Genomic DNA, 22,178 nt, shown 5'->3' with positions numbered 1-22,178 from the left:
GGCTCAGGCGGTCTCGGCGACGTGCAGGGCGAACCACAGCTCGGCCCGGACGCCGGGGGAGTCGAGATCGCGCCCCAGCAGTGCCGCGGCCCGGGTGATGCGGGCCCGCAGGGTGTGGCGGTGCACCCCGAGCCGGGACGCGGCCGGGTCCCACTGCCCGTGCTGGGCCAGCCACTCCCGCAGCGAGGCGACCAGGTCGCCGCGCCGCTCGGCGTCGTGGCGGACCAGCGGGGCCAGCACCGCGTCGGCGAAGGCGCCCGCGTCCTCGGGGCGCACCAGCGCGGCGAGCCCGCTGCCGGCGAGGTCGGCGAAGCGCAGCACCGTCCGGTCGCGGCGTTCGGCGGCGTCGAGCGCCCGGCCCGCCTCGCGCAGCGCACGGCCCAGGTCACCGACCGGCGCCGGGGTGGACACCCCGGCCCGGACCCCGCGCACCCGACCGGCGACATCGAGCACCGCGGGCACCGACCCCGCGCCGACGACCGCCGCCACCTGTCCGTCGAGCTCGGCGTGGAAGGCGACCCCGGGATCGCGTTCCAGGGCGTCGAGCAGCACGTCCGGCGGCGCACCGGTGGCCCGCCCGCCCAGCGCGACCGCGACCAGGTCCCCCGCGGGCAGCGGACCCCACGTCTCGGCGAGCACGTCCTCGGCGCCGCAGCCGGGCAGCGTGGCCAGCGCGCGGAGCACCGCGGTCCGCACCCGGCGCTCGGCCCGCCCCGCCGCGGCGCTCCGGGCGTGGGCCAGGGTCAGCACCGACACCGCGGACCCGATGAGCTGCCGGTCGACCGGGGTGAAGCGCCGGTCCCGCCCGACGACGAGCACCGCGGGCCCGATCAGCCGTACCGGCTGGAGCACGACCTGCCCGTCCCCGGCGGCGACGGTCACGCTGGACGGCCCGGGGTGCTCGCGCACCCGGTCGATCTCCGACCGCAGCAGCACCGCCCGCCGGTCCGCGCCGGCGGGCGCGGACCGGCGGACCCGGCCGTCGGCCCCGGAGATCAGCGCCCAGGCGTCGAGGCGTTCGGTGAGCCGGTCCAGCACCCGGGCGGTGCCGGTGTCCGGGTCGTCCTCACCCAGGGCGGCCGAGGTGAGCGCCCGCTGCGCCTCGTCGGTGCGGACCACCTCGGCGTACCGGTCGGCGGCGCGCGCCTCCGCGACGGCCTTGGTCAGCGCCAGGAACGGGGTTCGCTCGGGGACCTCCAGCAGCGCCAGCCCGGCCCGCTCGCAGGCCTCGCGCAGCGCGGGGAGCAGGTCGTCGTGCCCCAGCCCGCAGCCGAACCCGAGCCCGGCGAGCCCGTGCGCGACGAGCCGGGCCACGTAGCCGGCCGGGTCGGGGGCCGGTCCGAGGCCGGTGGTCAGCAGCAGTTCGTCGCCGTCGAGGTAGGGCGTCGGATCGGACAGTTCGCTCGAATGCACCCACGTGAGCGGTCGATCCTGATCCGCGGACGGACACGCGAGCCGCAGTCCGAGAGTGCGGCTCGCGCACAGCGTGCGCAGCGTCAGCGCCATCGAAACCCCTGCCGGAACGGTGTGTCACGGACCTGGAACTGGACGGTTCGGACACTACCGCGTGCGGGTGTTCCCGATCACGATGTCCCGCACGGACCGCAGTCGTCGTCGGAAGGAGCGCCGTGACCGCCACGCAGGAGACGGGTACCGCTGCGGCACCGTGGGTGGGGGCCCGCATGCAGCGCAAGGAGGACCGGGCGCTGCTCACCGGCCGGGCCACCTGGACCGACGACATCGCGCCACCCGGGACCCTGCACATGGTCGTCGTGCGCAGCCCGCTGCCGCACGCCCGGATCGTCGCGATCGACACCAACGCCGCGGCCGCCGTCCCCGGGGTCCGCGCGGTCCTCACCGCCGCCGACGTCGACGACGAGTTCCTCGCCGGCATCCCGTGCGGCTGGCCGGTCACCGAGGACATCCGCGTCCCGGACCACCGCCCACTCGCCCGCGACGAGGTCAACCACGTCGGCGACGGCGTCGCGGTCGTGCTCGCCACCAGCGCCGCGGCCGCACGCGACGGAGCCGACCTCGTCGACGTCGAGTACGCCGAGCTGCCCGCCGTGGTCGACATGGCCGACGCCCTCGCCGACGGGGCCCCCGTCGTCCACGAGGAGATGGGCACCAACCACTGCTACACCTGGCCGCTGGCCACCGGCGACGTCGACGCCGCGTTCGCCGCCGCCGAGGTCGTCGTGTCCGGGCGCTACCTGCAGCAGCGCGTGATCCCCTCGCCGATGGAGCCGCGCGCGGTGGTGTGCGTGCCGGACCAGGTCGGCGCCGGGTTCACCGTCTACACCGCCACCCAGGTGCCGCACTTCGTGCGTGACATCCTCGCCGCGGTCACCGGCATCCCCGACACCCGCATCCGGGTCGTCGCCCCGGACGTCGGCGGCGGCTTCGGCGCGAAGCTCAACGTCTACGCCGAGGAGTTCCTCGCCCTCGTGCTCGCCCGCCGGCTGCGCGCCCCGGTGAAGTGGACCGAGACCCGCTCGGAGCACCACCTGGCCACCACGCACGGCCGCGGCCAGATCCAGGACGTCTCGGTCGCCGCCACCCGCGACGGCAAGATCCTCGGGATGAAGGTCGAGCTGCTCGCCGACATGGGTGCCTACCTGCAGCTGCTCACCCCGGGCATCGCCGTGTTCGGCGCCTTCACCTTCTGCGGGCTCTACGACTTCGGGCACTACTCCTTCACCGCGAAGGGCGTGTTCACCAACCTCACCCCGACCGACGCCTACCGCGGTGCCGGCCGCTCCGAGGCCGCCTACGGCCACGAGCGGATCATGGACGACCTCGCCCGCGAGCTCGGCATGGACGCCGCCGAGGTGCGGCTGCGCAACCTGCACCCGAAGTTCCTCGAGCCGCGCACCGTCCCCTCGGGCGTGCAGTACGACTCCGGGGACTACGAGACCTGCATGCGCCGGGCGATGGAGCTGGTCGGCTACGACGCCCTGCGCGCCGAGCAGGCCCGCCGCCGCGAGTCCGGCGACCCGGTGCAGCTCGGGATCGGGTTCGGCAACTTCACCGAGTCCGGCGGGCTGTCGCCGTCGAAGGTCGCGGCCGGGGTCCGGCTGCAGTCCGGCGGCTGGGAGCAGGCGACGGTCCGGATGACGACCAGCGGCAAGGTCGAGGTCGTCACCGGCACCTCCCCGCACGGGCAGGGCCACGAGACGGCCTGGTCCCAGATCGTCGCCGACCGCCTCGGCGTGCACCCCGACGACGTCGAGGTCCTGCACGGCGACACCCTGGTCGCCCCGTTCGGCCGCGACACCTACGGCTCGCGCAGCCTCGCCGTCGGCGGCACTGCGGTGCACCTGGCCGCCGGCAAGGTCCTGGACAAGGCGATGCAGATCGCCGCGCACCTGCTGGAGGCCGACGAGTCCGACCTGGAGTTCACCGGGGGCCGGTTCTCGGTGGCGGGCACGGCCGGGCCGTCGGTGACCATCCAGGAGGTGGCGGGTGCGGCGTCGCTGGCCAACGACCTGCCCGAGGGCATGGAGCCGAACCTGACCGCGGACTCGGCCTTCGACCCGCCGAACTTCACCTGGCCGTTCGGCACCCACGTGTGCGTCACCGAGGTCGACACCGAGACCGGGTTCACCCGGATCCGCCGCTACGTGGCCGTCGACGACTGCGGGGTAGTGGTCAACCCGACGATCGTCGAGGGTCAGCTGCACGGCGGCATCGCCCAGGGCATCGGGCAGGCCCTCTACGAGCACGCCACCTTCGACGACGCCGGCAACCCGACGGCGGCCAACCTGGCGTCCTACGCCGTGCCCGCCGCGACCGACCTGCCGCACGTCGAGCTGGAGCAGCTGGTCACCCCGTCGCCGACGAACCCGATGGGGGTCAAGGGGATCGGCGAGTCCGGCGCGATCGGGTCCTCGCCCGCCGTGGTGAACGCGGTGATCGACGCCGTCGCCCACCTCGGGGTGACCCACGTGGACATGCCCGCGACGCCACAGGCCGTCTGGCGGGCGATCACGCAGGCGTCCGACCACACTGCCTGAGACCAGGGGAGGGAGACCGGCACATGGTGGACATCAACTGCGACATGGGCGAGTCGTACTCGATCTACCACTGCGGCGACGACGAGGGCCTGATGCCCTGGGTGACCGTCGCCAACGTGGCCTGCGGCTTCCACGCCTCCGACCCGCGGGTCATGACCCGCACCGTCGCGCTGGCCAAGCGGCACGGGGTGAAGGTCGGGGCGCACCCGTCGCTGCCCGACCGGGAGGGCTTCGGCCGCCGTGAGATGAGGCTCGACCGGGAGGAGCTGACCGCGGGCGTCGTCTACCAGATCGGTGCGCTGGCGGGGTTCCTGCGTGCCCACGACATGGAGCTCAACCACGTCAAGGTGCACGGCTCGCTCTACGGCATGTCGGCCCGCGACCCGGAGGTGGCCGCCGCGATCGCCGACGCCGCCGACGTCTTCGGCGCCCCGCTGGTCGGCATGGTCGGCACCGCGCACGAGCACGTGTGGGGCGACCGGCCGGCCAGATTCGTCGCCGAGTACTACGCCGACCTCGACTACCGCGACGACGGCTCGCTGATCATCACCCGGGAGCACGAGGCGTTCGACCCGGTGCGTTCCGCGGAACGCGCCCTGCCTGCGGTCACCGAGGGGAAGGCCACCTCGGAGAACGGCAAGGAGCTCACCGTGCGCGCGGACTCGGTCTGCGTGCACTCCGACACCCCGAACGCCGTCGAGCTCGCCAAGGCCGTGCACGACGCGTTGAAGCCCCACCTGAGCAGCTGAGAAGGAGTACCCGCAGTGCCCCGACACGAGGTCGTCTCCCCGATCCCCGGCGTGTTCTACCGCCGCCCCGACCCCGGCAGCCCGCCGTTCGCCGAGGACGGCGCCGCCGTCACCGACGACCAGGCGATCGGCCTGGTCGAGGTCATGAAGTCCTTCCACCAGATCCCGGCGGGCGCCACCGGCACCGTCGTCGAGTTCCTGGTCGGCGACGAGGACGAGGTGGACGCCGGCCAGCCCGTGGCGGTGGTGGAGACGGCATGAGGCTGCTCGTCGCGAACCGCGGCGAGATCGCCGTCCGGATCATCCGGGCAGCCCGGGACCTGGGCATCGGCACCGTCGCCGTGCACTCGAAGGCCGACGCCGACGCCCTGCACGTGCGCCTGGCCGACACCGCCGTCGCGATCGGGCCCTCGCCCGCGTCGAAGTCCTACCTGGTGGCCGACGCGATCCTCGCCGCGGCGAAGGAGACCGGCGCGGACGCGGTCCACCCCGGCTACGGGTTCCTGTCCGAGCGGGCGTCGTTCGCCGCCGCCGTCGCCGGTGCGGGGCTGACCTTCGTCGGCCCGGACGCGGCGACGATCGAGCGGATGGGCGACAAGGTCGCCGCCCGGGAGGTCGCCCGCGCCGCGGGGGTCCCGACCGTGCCCGGCACCCCCGGCGGGGTCGCCGACGCCGACGCCGCGGTCGCCGCCGCCGAGGAGGTCGGCTACCCGGTGATGCTCAAGGCCGCCGCCGGCGGCGGGGGCCGGGGCATCCGGGTCGTCGCCGACGCCGACGCGCTGCGCACCGCCTTCGGGCAGGCCTCGACCGAGGCGGAGAAGGCGTTCGGCGACGGCACCATGTACCTGGAGCGGTTCGTCGAGCGCGCCCGGCACGTCGAGGTGCAGGTCCTCGGCGACGGCCGGGACGCCGTCCACCTGTTCGAGCGGGAGTGCTCGCTGCAGCGGCGCAGGCAGAAGGTCGTCGAGGAGGCCGTGTCGCCGGGCATCACCGAGGCGACCCGGGACGCCATGACCGCCGCGGCGGTCGCCCTGTGCCGCGAGGTCGGCTACACCTCGGCCGGCACCGTGGAGTTCCTCGTCGACGACCGCACGGGCGAGTTCTTCTTCATCGAGATGAACACCCGCATCCAGGTCGAGCACCCCACCACCGAGCTCGTCACCGGCATCGACCTGGTCGCCGAGCAGCTGCGCGTCGCCGCGGGGGAGCCGCTGCGGTTCACCCAGGACGCCGTCGAGCGGCGCGGGCACGCGATCGAGTTCCGGGTCTGCGCGGAGGACCCGGAGCGGGACTTCCTACCCCAGCCCGGCGGCGTCGGGCGGGTCACGCTGCCGTCCGGGCCGTGGGTGCGCTGCGACACCTGGCTGGAGCCCGACGGGACCGTCCCGCCGTTCTACGACTCGCTGCTGGCGAAGGTCGTGGTGTGGGGCGCCGATCGGACCGAGGCGCTGGCCCGGTCCCGGCGCGCGCTCGACGAGTTCTCCGTCGCCGGGATCCCGACCACCGCCGGGCTGCTCCGCACCCTGGCGGGTGAGCCGTGGGTCGCCGCCGCGGACTTCCACACCGGGACCCTCGAACAGTGGCTGGCCGAAGGGAAGGGGACCTCATGAGTGCCCGCTACAGCTGGGGCGGCGACGAGTTCGTGTTCGTCGAGCTGGCCGAGGACATGAGCCTGCAGGCCAACTTCAAGGCCGTCGCGATCACGAACCTGCTCCGCGAGGAGCGACCGGACGGGATCCTGGAGATCTGCCCGGCGAACGCGTCCTACCAGGTGCGCTACGACCCCGACGTGCTCGACCCGCACGTGCTGCTGGAGCAGCTGAGGGAGCTGGAGGCCCGGGTCGGCGACGCGCTCGGGGTCACCCTGGACTGCCGGGTCGTGGAGATCCCGGTGCTCTACCAGGACCCGTGGACGACCGAGACGCTGCTGCGGTTCCGGGACCGGCACCAGGACCCGGAGGCCACCGACATCGAGTACGCGGCCCGGATCAACGGCTACTCGGGTGTGGAGGAGTTCATCGCCGCGCACTCGGGCTCGCCGTGGTTCACCTCGATGGTCGGGTTCGTGGCCGGGCTGCCGTTCAAGTACCAGATGGTGCCCCGGGAGCGGCAGATCATCGTGCCGAAGTACCTGCGCCCGCGGACCGACACCCCGAAGCAGACGGTCGGCTACGGCGGCTGCTTCTCCTGCATCTACTCGGTGCGGGGTGCCGGGGGCTACCAGATGTTCGGGATCACCCCGGCCCCGATCTACGACCCGGCCCAGACCAAGCCGGACTTCGCCGAGCACATGGTCTTCATGCGGCCCGGGGACATGGTCAAGTTCCGCGGGATCGACCGCGACGAGTACGACCAGCTGGAGGCGCAGGCCCAGGCGGGGGAGTACCGGATCACCGCCCGCCCGGTCGCGTTCGACCTGCAGCCCTTCCTCGACGACCCCGACGGCTACAACACCCGCCTGCTGGAGGTGCTCGCGTGACACGCATCGAGGTCCGCAAGCCGGGTCTGTCCACGACCGTGCAGGACGGTGGCCGCTCCGGCTACTACCACCTGGGCATCCCGCCGTCGGGCGCGCTCGACCAGTACTCGCTGACCTGCGCCAACGCCCTGGTCGGGAACCCGGACGGCGCCGCCGCCCTGGAGATCGTCTACATGGGCCCGGAGCTGGCGTTCACCGGCCCGGCGACGGTCGCGGTGGCCGGCGCGACGATCGCCCCGAAGGTCAACGGCGAGGCCCGTCCGGTGTGGGAGTCCTTCGACGTCGCCGAGGGGGACGTGCTGGCCTTCGACTACCTGACGGCGGGCGCACGGGCCTACCTCGCCGTCGCCGGCGGGATCGACGTGCCGGAGAAGCTCGGCAGCCGCGCCACCTACGCCCTCGGTGCCCTGGGTGGGCTCGACGGCCGGCCGCTGGCCGAGGGCGACGTCCTGCCCCTCGGGACCGGTACCGGCCGCGCGGGGCTCGTGGTGCCCGAGGACCTGCGCCCCACTCTCGCCAAGGACGTCGAGGTCCGGGTCGTGATGGGTCTCTACGACCACCGGCTGACCGACCGCGGCCGCGCCACCTTCCTCGACACCACGTGGACGCTGACCCCGGTCGCGGACCGGATCGGGTTCCGCTACACCGGCGGCGAGCTGGAGACCGTCGACCGGGAGCCGCCGTTCGGGGCGGGCCAGGACCCGTCGAACATCGTCGACTCGCCCTACCCGATCGGCTCCATCCAGGTCCCGGGCGGCGTCGAGCCGATCGTGCTGCACCGTGACGCGGTGTCCGGCGGCGGCTACATGATGGTGGCGACGGTGATCTCCGGGGACCTCGACGTCGTCGCCCAGTCGGCACCGCGCACCCGCACCCGGTTCGTGGCGGTCGATCTGGAGACCGCGCTGTCGCTGCGGGCCGAGCGGAAGGACCGGCTCGGGCGGATGCACAGCGCGCTGGAGCGGTGACACCGCGACCGCTCACCCGTTCGGGCTGGCCCCGCGGCCCCGTCTGGTCCAGACTCGACGCTCGGTGACGCGGGGCGGTACCGGACGCGGGAGAGGACCGAGCGATGAGCGGCAGGCACCGGAGGACGGCGGGCACCGGGCTGGTCAGGCGGGTCCTGGCCGTGACGGTCTCCGCGGTCGGCGCGGTCGCACTCGCCGCGGCGGTCGTCGTCACCGTGACGCCGACCGAGCAGCCGGTCGCGGGGCAGGCGGAGCAGACCGACCCCGGCCCGGCCACGCCGCTCGCCGCCGGTCCCACGGCGGCAGGCGGGGGCGCACCGGCACGGATGGCCGACCCGGCTCCGCTCGCGCAGGCACCGGCACGGGCGGCCGCCGACGCCGCAGCCGCCGCACCCCCCGCCACCGTGCCCGGGGTGTCCCCGCCGCCGGGGTGGTCCCGGGAGCAGGGACGGTCCGGGGGGCCCGGATCGCCGACCACGTCCACAGGTGGGGTCGGTCCGACCCGGTCCGGCGGGGGCGGGGCACAGCGGGCCGTCGAGCCGCGCTCCACGACCGGTGGCACAGCCGGTCCCGGCCCGGCGGCCACCGGCGGCGCGACCCGCGGCACGGCCGGTGACCGCACCGCGCCCGATCCGCTCGCCGAGCCCGGCGCGGGGACCACGCCGGGCCCCGGCCGGGACGTCCCTCCGGCCGGCACCACGCCCTCCGACGTCACCTCCCCGTCCGACCACACCACACGTCCCGGCGACACCACACCCGGTGACCCGGCTCCGGTCGACGACACCGCACCGGTCGACGACACCGCACCCGGCGACCTCTCCGGGCGGGACCGCGACACCGGGTTCTCCGCCCCGACCCGGCCGACGCCCCCGCAGGCGCAGACCGTCACGCCGACCCCGCGCGGCGACGATCCGGAGGGCGACGATCCCAACGGCGACGACCCGGCCGGCGGCGGTTCCTCCGGCGTCTCCCCGGGCGCGGTCACGGCCGACCCGGGCACCGGCGCCGCGGACGGAGCACTGCTCCGGCTGCGCCTGCGGATCGCCGAGACCCCGCCCGTCGACGTCCGGGTGCCCGGCCCCGCGCTGTCGCTGCTCGGCGGCTGAGTCCGACCGCTCCGTGCAGGTGGCGCAAAGACCACCCCACCGGGACGCCACGAACCCGCGACGCACCCGTTCGGTGCATGGCCGTTCCTCCGTCCGCCGGTCACCATCACCCCATGCGCACGGCGAGCGGCTCCACCCCGTGACCGGCCGGCACCGGCACCCCGGCTCGGCCGGCCCGACGGGCCCGGCCGCGGTCGGGCCCGCGGCGTGGCCGCACGCAGCGGCCCGCTCCCGGGGCGCGACGGCCCCCACCCACCCGCGCGACGCGCCACGAGCGGTCGAGGACCGTGCCCGGCCGACGCGGGGCCGTCGTCGGCTCCGCGTCACCCTGGCGGGTGTCGTGCCGGCGGTGCTGGTCGCCGCGGTCACCGTCGCCGGACTCCTCGCTACCGGGGTGCTCGGCGGGGTCGCCCCCGCGGACCAGCGGGTCGACGACCACGTCCCGGTGCCGACCTTCGCCGCCGGCCCGACCGCCGACGACGCCTCGTCGCTGCCGATGCCGTCGCGCTGGTACGGCTCCGGCACCGGGCTCACGTCCACCACGGTGCCCACCGCGGCGCCCACCGGGACGTCCACCACGGTGCCGGTCGCGGCCCGCGAGACGCGCGTGGCCGCCGTGGCCGACGGGGCGGTACGGGCGGCGACGGCCCGCATCGCGGAGGAGCGGAGGCTCGCCGACGAGCGCCGGGCCGCGGAGATCGCCGCGCAGGAGCGCCACGCTGCCGAGGTCGCCGCGCAGCAGCGCCGGGCCGCGGAGCGGCGTGCGGAGGAGCAGCGGGCCCGGGAACAGGCCGACGTGCGCCGCCGCGCCGCCGTGCCCCCGACCGAGGCCCCCACGATCCCGCCCGCCCCGAGCACCGAGCCGGCCCCGCCCAGCAGCTCCGGGCCCGACGAGTCCGGGAGCGCGACCCCCGCGCCGACCGGTACCCCCGCGCCGACCGGTACCCCCGCGCCGACCGGTACCCCGGCACCGACCGGGGCCGTCCCGCGCACCGAGGCGTCGTCTGCCGTGTCGTCCGGTTCGTGACCGTGCTTCGCTGACACCCGGCCCCGCTGACACCCGGCGGGGCGAGGGAGGTTTGAGCCCCGCCGGCTCCGGCTAACGACAGGGCAGGAGGCGATCACGATGAGCGGACGGCATCGACGTCCACGCACCACGCCCGGCCGCCTGGCCCTGTTCGGCACGGTCCCGCTGGTCGGCGGCGCCGGTCTGGCTGCCGCCCTCGTCGGCGCCGACGGCACGGGCCCGGCCCGGGACGTCACCCCCACACCCACCGCCGCCACGGCCGCCGTCACGAACGGCGCGAACGGCGCGAACGGCAGAGCCACCGATGCGGCCGAGCCGGTCGCGGTCCCCGGACGCGGCGAGATCGTGCTGGACGCCGTCGGCGGTGCCCGCGACGCCGCCACCCGCGCAGCCGATGCACAGACCTCGGCCCGGATCAGCACCGTGGCCGCGGAGCTCCGCGACCAGGCACGGGCCCGGGCCGAGGCGGCCCGCGCCGCAGGGGACGCCGAACTCGCCGCCTACCACCGTGAGGAGGCGGCCCGCCAGGACCGGCTCGCGGACTCGTCGCGCCCGGTGCTCCCCGACGACCAGATCTCCGCCGGCGTCGACAGCTCACCGCTCTGCCGCGCGGCGGACGTCGTCCGGCTCGGCCCGCTCACCGCCGCCGGGCCGGAGTGCGACGACGACCCGTGGATCGCCGGGCAGATCGACGACGCGATGCGCCGCGGCGGCGTCGACCGTTCCGTCGGCTGACCCGTTCTACGGCTCGAGGACCGTCAGCCCCAGCGCCGTGCAGATCGCGCTGGCCTGGGTGGGGGAGACGATCGCCCCGCGCAGCTCGCGGGGGGTGTCCGGGGTGACCTCGCCGAGGTCGCAGCCTCGTAGGTCGGCACCGTCGAGGCGGGTCGAACGCAGCACCGTGCCCCGCAGTCGGCACCGCTCGAACCGGACGTCGCGCAGGTCGGCACCCGACAGGTCGGCCTCGGAGAGGTCGCAGTCGGCGATCCGCAGCCCGCGCATCGCGACGTCGCGCACGTCGGCCAGCTGCAGCGAGCAGTCGTCCAGCACGAACGAGGCCGTCAGCCCCCGCAGACCGCGCAGGACCGTGCCGATCATCCGGCAGCCGGTGAACCGGGTGTCGCCGAGGGTGGCACCGGCCAGCCGGGCCCCGGACAGGTCCACCCCGCTCAGCACGGCGTCGGTCAGGTCCGCCTCGCGCAGGTCGGCGCCCGCCAGCGAGGTGCCGGAGATCCGTGCCCGGTCCAGCCGCACACCGCGCAGGTCGGCGCCGGCGAGCGAGCCGCCCCGCAGGACCAGCCCGGCGAGGTCGGTCTCGCGCAGGTCTGCCTCGTCCAGGCGCGGCGCGTCCACCTCGCCACCGCCACGAGCCGCCGCGACGAGCTCGGCCTCCGTCGTCACCGCCACCACGGCGACAGCCTGGCAGGTCAGCGTGCGGTGGGGGCGTCCGGGCCCACCGGAAGGCACTGCACCGGGCGCGGGTGCTCCGGATCCAGGGCGTTGAACACGTGCTGGAGAGCGACCGGGTCGAACGCGACGGCGCCGTGCTCGGCGAGGTCGGCCGGGCAGCCGTCCTGCAGGACGATGTTGTGTGCCCCGTCCATCAGGCCCGAGGTGTAGGGCACGACCAGCTCGTCGTGGCGGGTGAGGACCATGGTGTAGTCGACGCCGTCGGCGCGCGGCCCGCCGTCGGCGTTCATCTGCTCCAGGAAGTCCGAGCCGCGCAGGAACTGCCGGCAGGACACACACAGCGGGTCCAGGACGAGGCCGACGGCCGGGCCGAGGCCCAGCTGCTGCCCGGTGCGGTTGAGGAAGTCCAGGCCTGCGACGGTCGTGCCGTCCCACAGCGGGGTGAGGCCGATGTAGCGCTCGACCTTGTCGGCACCGCCGAGGAAGCGGACGTAGTAGTTCGGCATCAGCGAGCCCTCGGAGTGCCCGACGATGTCGACCTTCGCCGCTCCGGTGGCGCCGCGGACCCGGTCGACGAACGCGGCGAGCTCGGCGGCGCTGTCCTCCATCGGTGCCAGGCCCCCGACCTGGGTCAGCGGCGGCGGTGCGAGGGGAGTGCGGCCATAGGTCAGCGAGAACACGCAGTAGCCGCGCTCCGCCAACCGGGGGGCCATGTAGCTCCAGTTGTCGACCTGGTTGGCCAGTAGGCCGTGCACGAGCACGACCGGGTTCGGGTGCGCCGCCGACGGCCGGCAGCCCCAGTCGTTCGACCCGGGCGGAGGCGGGTCGAGCAGGTCCGCCACCGAGGCGACCGGTGCGGGTTCCGGCGCCGCCTGGGCCGGGGGCACCAGCGCGAGGCCGACCGTGCACACCGCGGCCGCGATCGAGACGACCGCCGCCCACCTGCGCCGGTCGATGCGCTGTCCAGCCACGAGCCGCCTCCTCGGGTGCCGCCGTCACCGGAACAACGACGGCGCCGGGGGGAGGTTGCTGTCCGTCACCCGACAGGGCCGTCCGGGGGAGGGGCGGCTACTCCGTCCGATCCTGGTCGCCACGCCCGTTCGGCTCCGCGGTCGCGTCCTGCCGGGGGACCTGGTCCTGGCGCGGGCGTCCGCCGCGGCGCATGTTGCCGTTGGTGGTCCGCCGGGTCGGATCCACCAGGCGTTTCCACTTCGCCTGGGCCGCCTGGCGGCTCGACAGCTGGGCCTGCACGGCGTCGGCGACCTCCTTCCACGTCATCCCCCCGGCCCGCAGGGTGCGGATCAGGTCGCGCTCGTAGTAGTCGGCCAGCCGGCGCATCTCCTGCACCAGGGCGTACCAGGCGGCGGCCCCGTCGTGGGTGAGGACGCCGTCGGCGGCGCGCTCCTTCATCCCGTCCAGCTGCTGGGTGATGGACTCCCGCTTCTTCGCGATCGACGGATCGGCCCGTTCCAGCCAGCGCTGCGCTTCCTCGTACCTCATTAAGTCAATGCTTCATTGACGCCAACCTGAGGTCAACCGTTGGGCGACCCCGGCGTGTCGCCGGGGAACCGACGGCCACGGCGACACGGCCGCCCCAGCGCCTCGGGGCCGGCCGGCGTGGCAGTGGAGGGAACCGCGGCCACGCCCGGCCGTACGGTCGGCGGGTTGCCGGGACACGGTCCGGGCCGGACGACAGGGGAGGGGGCGGGGACGACCGGCGCCGGCACGGCGAGGCCACACCCGGGGTCACCAGACCCGGCGGGCGCCGCCGGGGACGTTCTGTATCGCCCTGAGGGCGCCCCGTACGGCTCCGTGCACGGCGTGGGGCGGGGGAGCCGCCCCACGGAAGGACACGGGCGGAGGGCCCGAGCCGGCCGGGGTGGTCGCGACCTAGCGCGTGGACGGGGCTCACGGGACGAGCACGAGCTTGCCGCCGGTACGGCGGGACAGGCTGAGCGAGGCCGCCTCCTGGACGCGGTCGAAGGTGTAGGTGCCGGCGACCGGAACGGCCAGGACGCCCTCGCCCGCGAGCCGGGCGATCCCGTCCATCCGGTCGTAGCGCATCGCGGTACTGGTCCGGACGCCCAGCTCGGATGCGGCGGCGAAGTCCGACACGGTGAGGACGCGGTCGGCGACCCCGGTCAGCTCGATCAGGGCCGGCAGCGAGCCGCCTGCCGGGCTGGGCCGGTCGGCGCGGTCTATCCGCCCCCCGGTCGGAGTGGCGTCCAGCGCGCGGTCCACCGGCCCCCCGGCCAGCCGGCGGACGCGCGCGACCATTCCCTCCCCGTAGGGCGTGACCCGGGCACCGACCTGTTCCAGGGCTGCAGTCCGGGTCGGCCCGGCCGTGGCGACCACTCGCAGACCCCGGTGCCGTGCGAGGCGCACGGCCGTCTCACCCACGGTGGTGCCCGCGCCGTGGACGAGCAGCAGCTCGCCCGTCCGGACACCGAGGTCGTCGAGCGCACGCCACGCGGTCTCGGCAGCCACCGGCAGCGCGGCGGCCTGCTCGGCGGTGACCCCCTCGGGAACGGGTGCCCAGGCCGGCATGAGCGCGTACTGGGCGGCGCCGGCCGTCGGACCGTCGAAGCAGGCCGGGCCGAACACACGGTCTCCGATGCGGACGTCGTGGACTCCCGGGCCGAGCGCGTCGACGGTGCCCGCCACCTCCAGGCCGAGGCCACGGGGCAGAACCGGGAGGACGTCGGCGAGCAGACCGTCCGCCAGGTGCCAGTCGGCCGGTGTCAGCCCGCAGGCCTGCACGGAGATCCGGATCCGGCCGGGGCCCGGCTCGGGCCGGGCGACCTCCGCGAGCACGATCACGTCCGGGGAGCCGAACTTGTGGAACTGCAGAGCTCTCATGACGGCCTCTCATTGATGACAGCATCTGTGGTCACCGACGCTAGCAGGCGACGACAGGGCCTGTCGTCGTAGCCTGATGGGTATGCCGCGCTGGGAATCCGACGCACAGGGCCGGCTCGAACGCGCGGCCCTGGACCTGTTCGAGACCCACGGGTTCGACCGCACCTCGGTCGCGCAGATCGCGGACGCCGCAGGCCTCAAGGAGCGCTCGTTCTACCGCTACTTCCCCGACAAGCGGGAGGTCCTCTTCGCCGGCGGTGAGATCGAGGCGCACCTCGTCGAGCAGGTGGAGGCGGCCGACCCCGGTCTGGCGCCGATCGACGTGCTCCTGTCCGCGCTGGGGAGCGCCGAGGGCCTCCTCCGCCCGCGCGGGTACCTCCGGCGCCGCGGGAGGGTGATCGCGGCCAACCCGGCGCTGGCCGAGCGCGATCTGATCAAGCTCGCCGACATCGCCGAGGCACTGGCCCCGGCTCTCGAACGCCGGGGTGTCGACCCCGGCACGGCGCGCTTCCTCGTCGATGTGGTCCTGGCGATCCACCGGCGAGCCGTTTCCCGCTGGCTGGCCGAGGAAGACGCCACACTCGCCGAGCTCATGGCCGAGGCCACCGCCGAGCTGCGTGCGGCGATGGCGGCACCGCCGCGGACGTCCCCCGGGCCGGCCGAGGACGGCGGTCCCGGACCGTCGTAGCACCTCCGCCGCGGAGGAGCCGGCGCGATCCTGGACCACCGCCGGAGCCGGTTGCCGCCCGCTCGGCGCTGGCCCCCGGCACAGTCCCGGCGTCGTTCCTGTGGGGTGTCCGGACGGTGCCCGAGCAGCTTCTGCCTCTCTATGTCAATGTAGCGTTGACACCTTCTGATGGTCATCCAAACAACGACCACAGACCTGCCAGGACGACGCCCAGGGCAGGGAGGCGGTACTCAGGCCAGGAGAGACCGAGCCCGTGATGGGGCCGGGTGGACCCGAGCCGGTCGGCGGGGGAGCGGGGGCCGGCCCGCCGGCACCGGAGGCCCGTAGCGGTGCGCTCGGCGCGCCCGGTGGCCCGAGTGCCGCCGTGTGGTGCCGGACGGTCCAGGAGCCGTTCAGGGCGCCCTGAACGGCGCTGTACGGGCCCCGGGCCGTAGGAGCACTGTCGTTGCCGCAGCCCCCACGGCGCTCCCTCATCCCTCGCTGCCGGCGGGATGCGCCGTGGGACAGACCGGTACGCCACAACGTCCGCCGGGCGCGAGGGGGAGCCAGCCCATCCAGACTTCGGTTGTCGTCCTGTGACGTGACCGAGTCCCGGCTGTCGGCCCCGGCTCGCTCCACCGGACCAGGCCTCCTCCTCTGTAGTCAATGGTTCGTTGACGCGTTCCTGTCGTCAGCGAAACAACGACACAGAACCAGCCTCGACGACCAGGAGGCCCGCACGACGGGGGAGGAGCGGTCAGATCAGGGAGAGGCTGAACCCGTCGTGGGTCCGGGTGAAGCCGAGCCGCTCGTAGAACCGGTGGGCGTCGGTCCGGGACCGGTCGGAGGTGAGCTGGACGAGCACCGCGCCACGACGGCGGGCCTCGTCGACGGCGTACCGGACCATGGTCGCCCCGAGACCGTCGCCGCGCCGGGACGCGGCCACCCGGACGGCCTCGATCCGGGCCCGCAGCGCACCCCGGCGGGCCAGCCCCGGGAGCAGCGTGAGCTGCAGGGTCCCGACCACCGTGCCCTCGTCGTCGGCGACCAGGAGCAGGTGCCGGGGGTCGCCGTCGACCTCGGCGAACGCGGCGAGGTAGGGAGCCAGGTCGTCCGGGGTCTCCCTGGTGGCGCCGAGCGGGTCGTCGGCCAGCAGCGCGACGACGGCGGGGACGTCACGGGCCGTGGCCCGGCGAAAGACGGGTGTGGGCACGGTGGGACCTCTCGACACGGAACGACACTGAAAGACACGGAACGGCACGGAACGACGGGAGAGCGGGGCTGCGGGGAGCAGCCTGCCCGGAGAGTGTCCCGGAGTGATGTCGTGCGGCCGGACTGGGCGTCCGCCGGGGGAGCGGTCACCATGGCCGGCATGTCCACCGACACCCACGACCGGGCCGACGGCACCACCCCCGCCGACGCGTCCGCTCCCGCACCGACCGGCGGCGACCCCGTCACGGTCTCGTTCACCCGTCGCGCCGACCCCGGTCACGCCGCGGAGATGACGGCCTGGATCCGCGCCGGCCTGCTCATGGCCGAAGGGTTCCCCGGCTTCCTCGGCGGCGGCTGGGTCCGCAGCCGCGACGGCTCCGACGAGTGGCACATGCTGGCCCGCTTCGACTCCCCGGAGTCGCTCGGGCGCTGGGAGGCCAGCCCGGAGCGTCGCTGGTGGCTCGGCTCCGCCCAGGGCCTGGCCGAGATGACCCGGGCCGAGCGTCGCACCGGCATCGAGGGCTGGTTCGACCAGCCCGCCGCGGTGGAGACCGCGGGCCCGCCCCAGATCACCCCGCCGCGCTGGAAGCAGGCGACGACGATCTGGCTCGTCTTCTTCCCGATGAACCTGCTCGCCACGGTGACCCTCGGCGCGCTGATCGCGGACTGGCCCGTCGTACCGCGGCTGGCGGTGACGACGATCGTCCTGACCCCGATCATGGTGTACGTGATGCTGCCCTGGATCACCCGGTGCTGGGGTGGTGGCTGCAGGGCCGTCGGTTCCGCGACCGGCACCACGTCCCGGTGGGCTGATCACCCCTGGGGGCTCCCCGGATCACGCGGAGCGAGGCCGCTACCGTCGTTCGGTGCTCACCTCCGAAGCGACGGTCGCCGCGCCGGCTCCGGTCGACACGCTCCGCGACCGTCGACGCCTGCGCTGGGCGGGCCGGCTCGGCCTCCTGGCGTTCGTGCTCGCCGTCGCGGTGCCCTTCCTGCCCGTGGTGCAGCACACGACCACGATCGTCTGGCCGTCGGCCGCCACCGGCACCGCCGACGTCAACTCGCCGCTGGTCGCGCTGCGCCCGGAGACGATGTCGGTGGTCGTCCCCGCCGACACGATCCGCAGTCTCGACGACCGCACCGACGGCACCGCCACGGTGCTGTCCACCGTCCCGCCGGAGTCGCCGGAGGGCGCCCGCTCCGGGATGGTCCTGACCGTCGCCGACGGCCAGCTCGCGCTGGTCGACCGCGGCCAGCAGCTCGCCACGGCGCCGCTGCGGGCCGGCCCGTCGGAGGTCCGGATCACCTCCGAGGGCACGTCGACGACGATCGATCTGGGTGCCGGGGCGCAGACGTTCGAGGGAGACCTGCGTCCGCAGGTCGTGGGGATCTACTCGGACCTGGACACCGAGCTCGACCCGACCGCGGGCACCGTGGTCCGGATCACCCCGGACACCCGCTTCGACACCAGCCCCTCGGTGTGGAAGACCGCCGCCACCGCGGTCGCCGCGGTGGCGTTGCTGGGCTCGCTGCTGGCGCTGGCCGGGGTCGACCGGCACCTGGGGCGCAGCCCCCACCGGGCGGGCCGCGACGCCATCGGCGGTCTCGCCGGTCGGTGGCCGCCGCGGCTGCGTCGCTGGTGGTCCCGCGCCCGGCCGCGACCGATCGACCTGATCGTCACCGTCGTGCTGGTCGGGTGGGCCGCGATCGGGGGCCAGACCTCCGACGACGGGTTCACCCTCGGCATCGTGCGCGACGTCCCTACCTCGGGCTACGTCGGCAACTACTACCGCTGGTACGACGCCGCGGAGGCGCCGTTCGGCTGGTTCTACGACCTCTACGCGCTGTGGGTGCGGGTCTCGGACTCGCTGCTCTGGCTGCGGCTGCCCTCGGTGCTGATGGGGATCATGGCCTGGTGGCTGGTCTCCCGCGGCCTGCTGCCGCGCCTCGGCCGTCAGGCCCGCCGCTCCCGCGCCGCCACCTGGGCCGCGGGGATGGTGTTCCTGGCGTTCTGGATGGCCTACAACTCCGGGCTGCGTCCCGAGCCGGTCGTCGTCGTGTGCTCGCTGCTGGCGCTGGTCTGCGTGGAGCGAGCGCTGGCCCTGCAGCGGCTGCTCCCGATCGCGCTCGGCCTGTTCGCGGCCTCGATGGCGGTCGGGGCGAACCCGGCAGGGCTGATCGCGATCGCGCCGTTCATCGCCGGTGTGCGCCCGCTGTGGCACCTGCTCGCGGCCCGGATCCGGACCGTCGGCGCGGTACCGGTGCTGGCGCCGCTGCTGGCCTCGGGCACCGCCATCCTGATGATCGCCTGGGCCGACCAGAGCTGGGCAGCGGTGATCGACTCCACCCGGCTGCGGTCCGACATCGGGCCGGACTGGCCCTGGTACACCGAGATCGCCCAGCGCTACGCGCCGTTGTTCGAGGGGCTCGCGGACGGTTCCATCGCCCGCCGGTTCCCGATCCTGCTGGTCATCCTGTGTCTGCTGGCCTGCGTGGTCGTGCTGATCCGGCGCAACCGCATCCCTGGTGCCGCGCTCGGGCCCGCCCAGCGCCTGATCGGCAGCACGGTGATCGCGCTGCTGATCTTCGCGTTGACCCCGACGAAGTGGACCCACCACTTCGGCGACCTCGTCGGCCTGGGCTCCGGCATGGTGGCGCTGGCCGCGATCGCCACCGGCTCGGACGTCCTGCGCTCGCTGCGCAACCGGCTCGCGTTCCTGTCCGCGGTGTTCCTGGTGGCGGCCCTGTCCGCGGCCGGGCCGAACCTGTGGTGGTACACCAACAACTGGGGCGTGCCGTGGGCCGGTGAGCAGGTCACGGTCGCCGGCTACGAGCTCTCCACGATCCTGCTGCTCGTCGCGCTGCTGCTGGCCGCGGGCGCCGGGGTCGAGCACCTGCGCGGCATCCGCGAGCAGCGCCACCCTGACCAGCTCGCCGGCGTCGAACGGACGCTGGGCCGGATCCCGCTGGTGGGCCGCTGGGTCCGGGCCCGGGACTGGCGCCGCGACGCGTCCTCGGCGCTGCGGGCGACCCGGCGGCTGCGGCTCACCTCCGCGCCGCTGGCGGTGCTGTGCGGGCTGCTCGTCACGTTCAACGTGTGGTCGATGGTCTCGGCGATCCAGGACCGCTCCGGCACCTGGACGATGGGCGCCGACGCGCTGTCGCACCCGTTCGGCGGGTCCTGCGGGCTCGCCAGCCAGGTGTTCGCCGAGCGCCGGCCCGTCGACGGCGTGCTGCCCCCCGCCCCGGAACCGACCGGGATGGCCGCACCGGCCCGCTCCGGGCTGCTGCCGACCGTCGCCCCGCCGCCCCCGCCGGGGGAGCCGACCGCGACCCCGGCGCCGCTGCCGCCGGGTGTCGTCCCCGCGAACAGCCCCGACGCCCAGCTGCTCGACCCGAACAGCGGGGGCAGCGGCTTCGTCCGCAACGGCATCCCGCCGACCGGCGGCGGGACCGGGGCGTCCGGGTTCGAGTACGTGCTGTCCGGCGGCCTGGGCAGCGACGCGGCGCCGGCGTTCGGCAGCTACCTGCCCCGCGGCGACCGCAACACCGGCACCCTGCGCACCCCGTGGGTGCTGCTCACCGCCGAACAGCGCGCCGGCAGCACGCCGTTGGTCGTGACCGCGGCCGGGCGCCTGGGCAACGGGAACCGGCTTACCATCCAGTACGCGACGCGGCTGTCCGACGGGCGGGTCCGCGTGGTCGAGCAGACCACCCTCGACGACGGGCGGGTGGAGGAGATGCCGTGGCGCGAGCTGCGGTTCGACCTGCCCGAGACCGCCCGCGCGGCGACCGAGGTCCGGATGGTCGTGCAGGACAACTCGCTCGGGGCGGACGGGTGGCTGGCGGTCGCACCGCTGCGCGCGCCGCAGCTGGCGCCGCTGCCGCAGGTCGTGGGCAACCAGCCGATGTTCCTGGAGTACCCGGTGTCGCTGGCCAGCCCCTGCCTGCGCCCGTTCCGGACCTCCGGCGGGATCGCCGAGGTCCCGGCCTACCGGTTGCAGGCCGACGGCAGCCAGATGCGCGGCGACGGCGAGGGCTGGTCGTCCCCGCAGGCCGGCGGCCCGCTGGGCTGGATCACCGTGATCGGCAAGCAGACCGAGCTGCCCACCTACCTCGAGGGCGACCCCGGCCGGGACTGGGGGAAGGTGCAGGCGATCCAGCCGTACCGGCCGAACGCGGTCGCGCCGACCCTGGAGCGTCGCGATGTGGACCGCTCCGGGCTCTACAGCTCCGGTCCGCTGCCGGCGCCGCCGCCGGGCATCCCGTCGCCGAGCCGGTGACGGGGCCCGGGGGAGCGGGATCAGCCGCTGAACTCGACCGCGGGCGCCGCGGAGGGCTTCCTGCGCTTCGCGGGCGCCTCGGCCCGGTTCTCGGCCGTGGCCTCGGGGGCCGCCTCCGGGACGGCCTCGGCAGCGGGTACCGGCGTGGCGGTGCTCGCCGCGCCGCCGTCCTGGGCCCGGCGGTGGGCCTCGACGACCTCGGACGGGATGCGGCCCCGCTCGGACAGCGTCCAGCCGTTCTCCCGGGCCCAGGCGCGCACCGCGCGGTTGTGCTCGCGGGTCGCGGTGTCCGAGCCGCTCGCACCGCTGCGTCGGGCGGTCGGCGCGGGCACTCCCGCATTGCGTCCGGTGCGCGGGGACCCCGCGGCGCGCGCGACCCCGAGGAACGGCGCGAGCGCCTCCCGCAGCGCCGCAGCGTTGTCCGCGGTCAGGTCGATCTCGAACCGGCGACCGTCGAGCCCGAAATCGACGGTCTCGGCGGCGTCGCCGCCGGTGATGTCGTCGACCAGCCGGATCGTCTCGACCTTCGCCACTGCAGTTCCTCCCGGTTCGCCGTCCCGGATTCACCCGGGGTCGCCGGAAGCATAACGACGAGGCTTCAGGAACCGTGGGCACCCGGTCGGGCGGAACGGCGGACCTCGCGTGACCGGACCACGCTCGGCCTGGTCGGGCGCACGTCGCGGAGCATCCCGATCAGGACGGCGAGGGCGATCAGGACAATGACCAGCACTACTGCGACGACTGCGCTCACGATGTTCTCCTCGCCGGTCGGTACGCGGCCACCCGCCGCCGGTGAAAGTGCGATGCACCGACGATAGGAGCGTGCCGAATGGGTCGGCGCGGTATTTGAGCAATTCTTGAGCAGGGTCGGCCGGGGGAGGACGGGGACGGTACACATGGAGATCGACACCGACGACCTGTCCGGGGCTGAGGTCCAGGGGTTCCTCGCCGCGCACGTCGCCGACATGCACGCCCAGGGATCGCCGGAGAGCACGCACGCCCTGGACCTCGACGGGCTCCGCGGGCCGCGTGTGACCCTGTGGGTCGCGCGTGACGACGACGGCACCCTGCTCGGCTGCGGCGCGCTGAGCACGTTGGCGGCCGGGGCAGTGCCCGAGCACCCGGCCGCGGAGATCAAGTCCATGCGGACGGCCGAGCACGCCCGCGGTCGCGGTGTGGGCGCCGCGGTGCTGACCCGGCTGCTCGACGCGGCGCGTGAACGCGGTCACCGGGCGGTGTACCTGGAGACGGGCTCGGGAGAGTACTGGGCCCCGGCCCGGCGGCTCTACGAGCGTTTCGGCTTCGTCCGCTGCCCGCCGTTCGCCGACTACCCGGTCGATCCGTTGAGCGCGCACTACCGGCGCGAGGTGTGATCGGGCCGTCATGTGATCCCGCTCTCGCC

Annotated in this window: 21 protein-coding genes and 1 pseudogene; 13 read left to right on the top strand and 9 right to left on the bottom strand. The window is 74.9% G+C overall.

The features are described 5' to 3' along the window. Positions 1–3: 3 nt before the first annotated feature. Positions 4–1,506 carry a PucR family transcriptional regulator gene (locus FVA95_RS03030; protein ID WP_149662830.1) on the bottom strand — a complete coding sequence of 501 codons (1,503 nt, stop codon included), beginning with the start codon at positions 1,504–1,506 and terminating at the stop codon, positions 4–6. 122 nt (positions 1,507–1,628) lie between these two features. Between FVA95_RS03030 and FVA95_RS03025 the strand changes: the two genes are divergently transcribed. From FVA95_RS03025 to FVA95_RS02985, 9 genes are all read left to right on the top strand, one after another. Then, positions 1,629–4,016 (top strand): xanthine dehydrogenase family protein molybdopterin-binding subunit, encoded by a 2,388-nt coding sequence (locus FVA95_RS03025; RefSeq protein WP_240051235.1) that lies wholly within the window; start codon positions 1,629–1,631, stop codon positions 4,014–4,016. 23 nt (positions 4,017–4,039) lie between these two features. Then, complete coding sequence (gene pxpA / locus FVA95_RS03020) at positions 4,040–4,765, top strand: 5-oxoprolinase subunit PxpA (RefSeq protein ID WP_149662829.1); 726 nt, start codon at positions 4,040–4,042, stop codon at positions 4,763–4,765. A gap of 15 nt (positions 4,766–4,780) precedes the next feature. Further along, entirely contained in the window at positions 4,781–5,026 is a 246-nt protein-coding gene (locus tag FVA95_RS03015) for an acetyl-CoA carboxylase (RefSeq protein WP_020625095.1), read from the top strand. After that, a complete protein-coding gene (locus FVA95_RS03010) occupies positions 5,023–6,375 on the top strand; it encodes an acetyl/propionyl/methylcrotonyl-CoA carboxylase subunit alpha (protein ID WP_149662828.1) in 1,353 nt (450 codons plus the stop codon). The genes FVA95_RS03015 and FVA95_RS03010 overlap by 4 nt, the downstream gene beginning before the upstream one ends. Then, entirely contained in the window at positions 6,372–7,244 is an 873-nt protein-coding gene (locus FVA95_RS03005; RefSeq protein WP_149662827.1) for an allophanate hydrolase subunit 1, read from the top strand. The genes FVA95_RS03010 and FVA95_RS03005 overlap by 4 nt, the downstream gene beginning before the upstream one ends. Continuing rightward, on the top strand, positions 7,241–8,212 hold the full coding sequence (locus FVA95_RS03000) for a biotin-dependent carboxyltransferase family protein (protein ID WP_149662826.1): 972 nt from the start codon (positions 7,241–7,243) through the stop codon (positions 8,210–8,212). The genes FVA95_RS03005 and FVA95_RS03000 overlap by 4 nt, the downstream gene beginning before the upstream one ends. A 104-nt stretch (positions 8,213–8,316) precedes the next feature. Beyond that, complete coding sequence (locus FVA95_RS30690; RefSeq protein WP_161992175.1) at positions 8,317–9,318, top strand: hypothetical protein; 1,002 nt, start codon at positions 8,317–8,319, stop codon at positions 9,316–9,318. Between the two features lie 139 nt (positions 9,319–9,457). Beyond that, positions 9,458–10,345, top strand: coding sequence for a hypothetical protein (locus FVA95_RS02990; protein WP_149662824.1), 888 nt, complete (start codon positions 9,458–9,460; stop codon positions 10,343–10,345). Between the two features lie 99 nt (positions 10,346–10,444). Continuing rightward, positions 10,445–11,080 carry a hypothetical protein gene (locus tag FVA95_RS02985; protein ID WP_149662823.1) on the top strand — a complete coding sequence of 212 codons (636 nt, stop codon included), beginning with the start codon at positions 10,445–10,447 and terminating at the stop codon, positions 11,078–11,080. A gap of 6 nt (positions 11,081–11,086) precedes the next feature. Here FVA95_RS02985 and FVA95_RS02980 read toward each other — a convergent pair whose 3' ends face one another. The 4 genes from FVA95_RS02980 to FVA95_RS02965 form a co-directional block, all read right to left on the bottom strand. Further along, complete coding sequence (locus tag FVA95_RS02980) at positions 11,087–11,746, bottom strand: pentapeptide repeat-containing protein (protein ID WP_161992174.1); 660 nt, start codon at positions 11,744–11,746, stop codon at positions 11,087–11,089. Between the two features lie 26 nt (positions 11,747–11,772). Further along, on the bottom strand, positions 11,773–12,726 hold the full coding sequence (locus FVA95_RS02975) for a triacylglycerol lipase (RefSeq protein ID WP_240051234.1): 954 nt from the start codon (positions 12,724–12,726) through the stop codon (positions 11,773–11,775). Positions 12,727–12,823: 97 nt separating this feature from the next. Beyond that, positions 12,824–13,255, bottom strand: a complete 432-nt coding sequence (locus FVA95_RS02970) for a hypothetical protein (protein ID WP_240051233.1) — start codon at positions 13,253–13,255, stop codon at positions 12,824–12,826. A gap of 408 nt (positions 13,256–13,663) precedes the next feature. Then, a complete protein-coding gene (locus FVA95_RS02965) occupies positions 13,664–14,614 on the bottom strand; it encodes an NADP-dependent oxidoreductase (RefSeq protein ID WP_149662821.1) in 951 nt (316 codons plus the stop codon). Positions 14,615–14,696: 82 nt separating this feature from the next. On the opposite strand from FVA95_RS02965, the gene FVA95_RS02960 reads away from it, so the two are divergent. Further along, complete coding sequence (locus FVA95_RS02960; RefSeq protein WP_149662820.1) at positions 14,697–15,302, top strand: TetR family transcriptional regulator; 606 nt, start codon at positions 14,697–14,699, stop codon at positions 15,300–15,302. A 736-nt stretch (positions 15,303–16,038) separates the two neighbouring features. Here the strand turns inward: FVA95_RS02960 and FVA95_RS02955 are convergent. After that, entirely contained in the window at positions 16,039–16,494 is a 456-nt protein-coding gene (locus FVA95_RS02955; RefSeq protein WP_149662819.1) for a GNAT family N-acetyltransferase, read from the bottom strand. Between the two features lie 150 nt (positions 16,495–16,644). Between FVA95_RS02955 and FVA95_RS33805 the strand changes: the two are divergent. Beyond that, positions 16,645–16,884 (top strand): annotated as a pseudogene (locus tag FVA95_RS33805) (hypothetical protein); the annotation flags it as partial. Here FVA95_RS33805 and FVA95_RS32605 read toward each other — a convergent pair. After that, positions 16,770–17,288: a hypothetical protein gene (locus tag FVA95_RS32605; RefSeq protein WP_240051232.1), complete on the bottom strand. Its 519-nt coding sequence runs from the start codon at positions 17,286–17,288 to the stop codon at positions 16,770–16,772. The pseudogene FVA95_RS33805 and the gene FVA95_RS32605 overlap by 115 nt on opposite strands. 71 nt (positions 17,289–17,359) lie before the next feature. Here FVA95_RS32605 and FVA95_RS02945 point away from each other — a divergent pair, with 71 nt between their 5' ends. Further along, positions 17,360–20,776, top strand: coding sequence for an arabinosyltransferase domain-containing protein (locus FVA95_RS02945; protein WP_161992173.1), 3,417 nt, complete (start codon positions 17,360–17,362; stop codon positions 20,774–20,776). Between the two features lie 20 nt (positions 20,777–20,796). Here the strand turns inward: FVA95_RS02945 and FVA95_RS02940 are convergent, their stop codons facing one another. After that, a complete protein-coding gene (locus tag FVA95_RS02940; protein ID WP_149662817.1) occupies positions 20,797–21,309 on the bottom strand; it encodes an Lsr2 family protein in 513 nt (170 codons plus the stop codon). Between the two features lie 65 nt (positions 21,310–21,374). Beyond that, entirely contained in the window at positions 21,375–21,527 is a 153-nt protein-coding gene (locus tag FVA95_RS30685) for a hypothetical protein (protein WP_161992172.1), read from the bottom strand. A 145-nt stretch (positions 21,528–21,672) separates the two neighbouring features. On the opposite strand from FVA95_RS30685, the gene FVA95_RS02935 reads away from it, so the two are divergent. Continuing rightward, positions 21,673–22,149, top strand: a complete 477-nt coding sequence (locus FVA95_RS02935; RefSeq protein WP_149662816.1) for a GNAT family N-acetyltransferase — start codon at positions 21,673–21,675, stop codon at positions 22,147–22,149. Positions 22,150–22,178: the final 29 nt, after the last annotated feature.

Source organism: Pseudonocardia sp. EV170527-09 (assembly GCF_008369905.1).
In the GTDB taxonomy this organism is placed as follows: Bacteria; Actinomycetota; Actinomycetes; order Mycobacteriales; family Pseudonocardiaceae; genus Pseudonocardia.
This window is presented reverse-complemented; position numbering and strand designations above follow the sequence as displayed.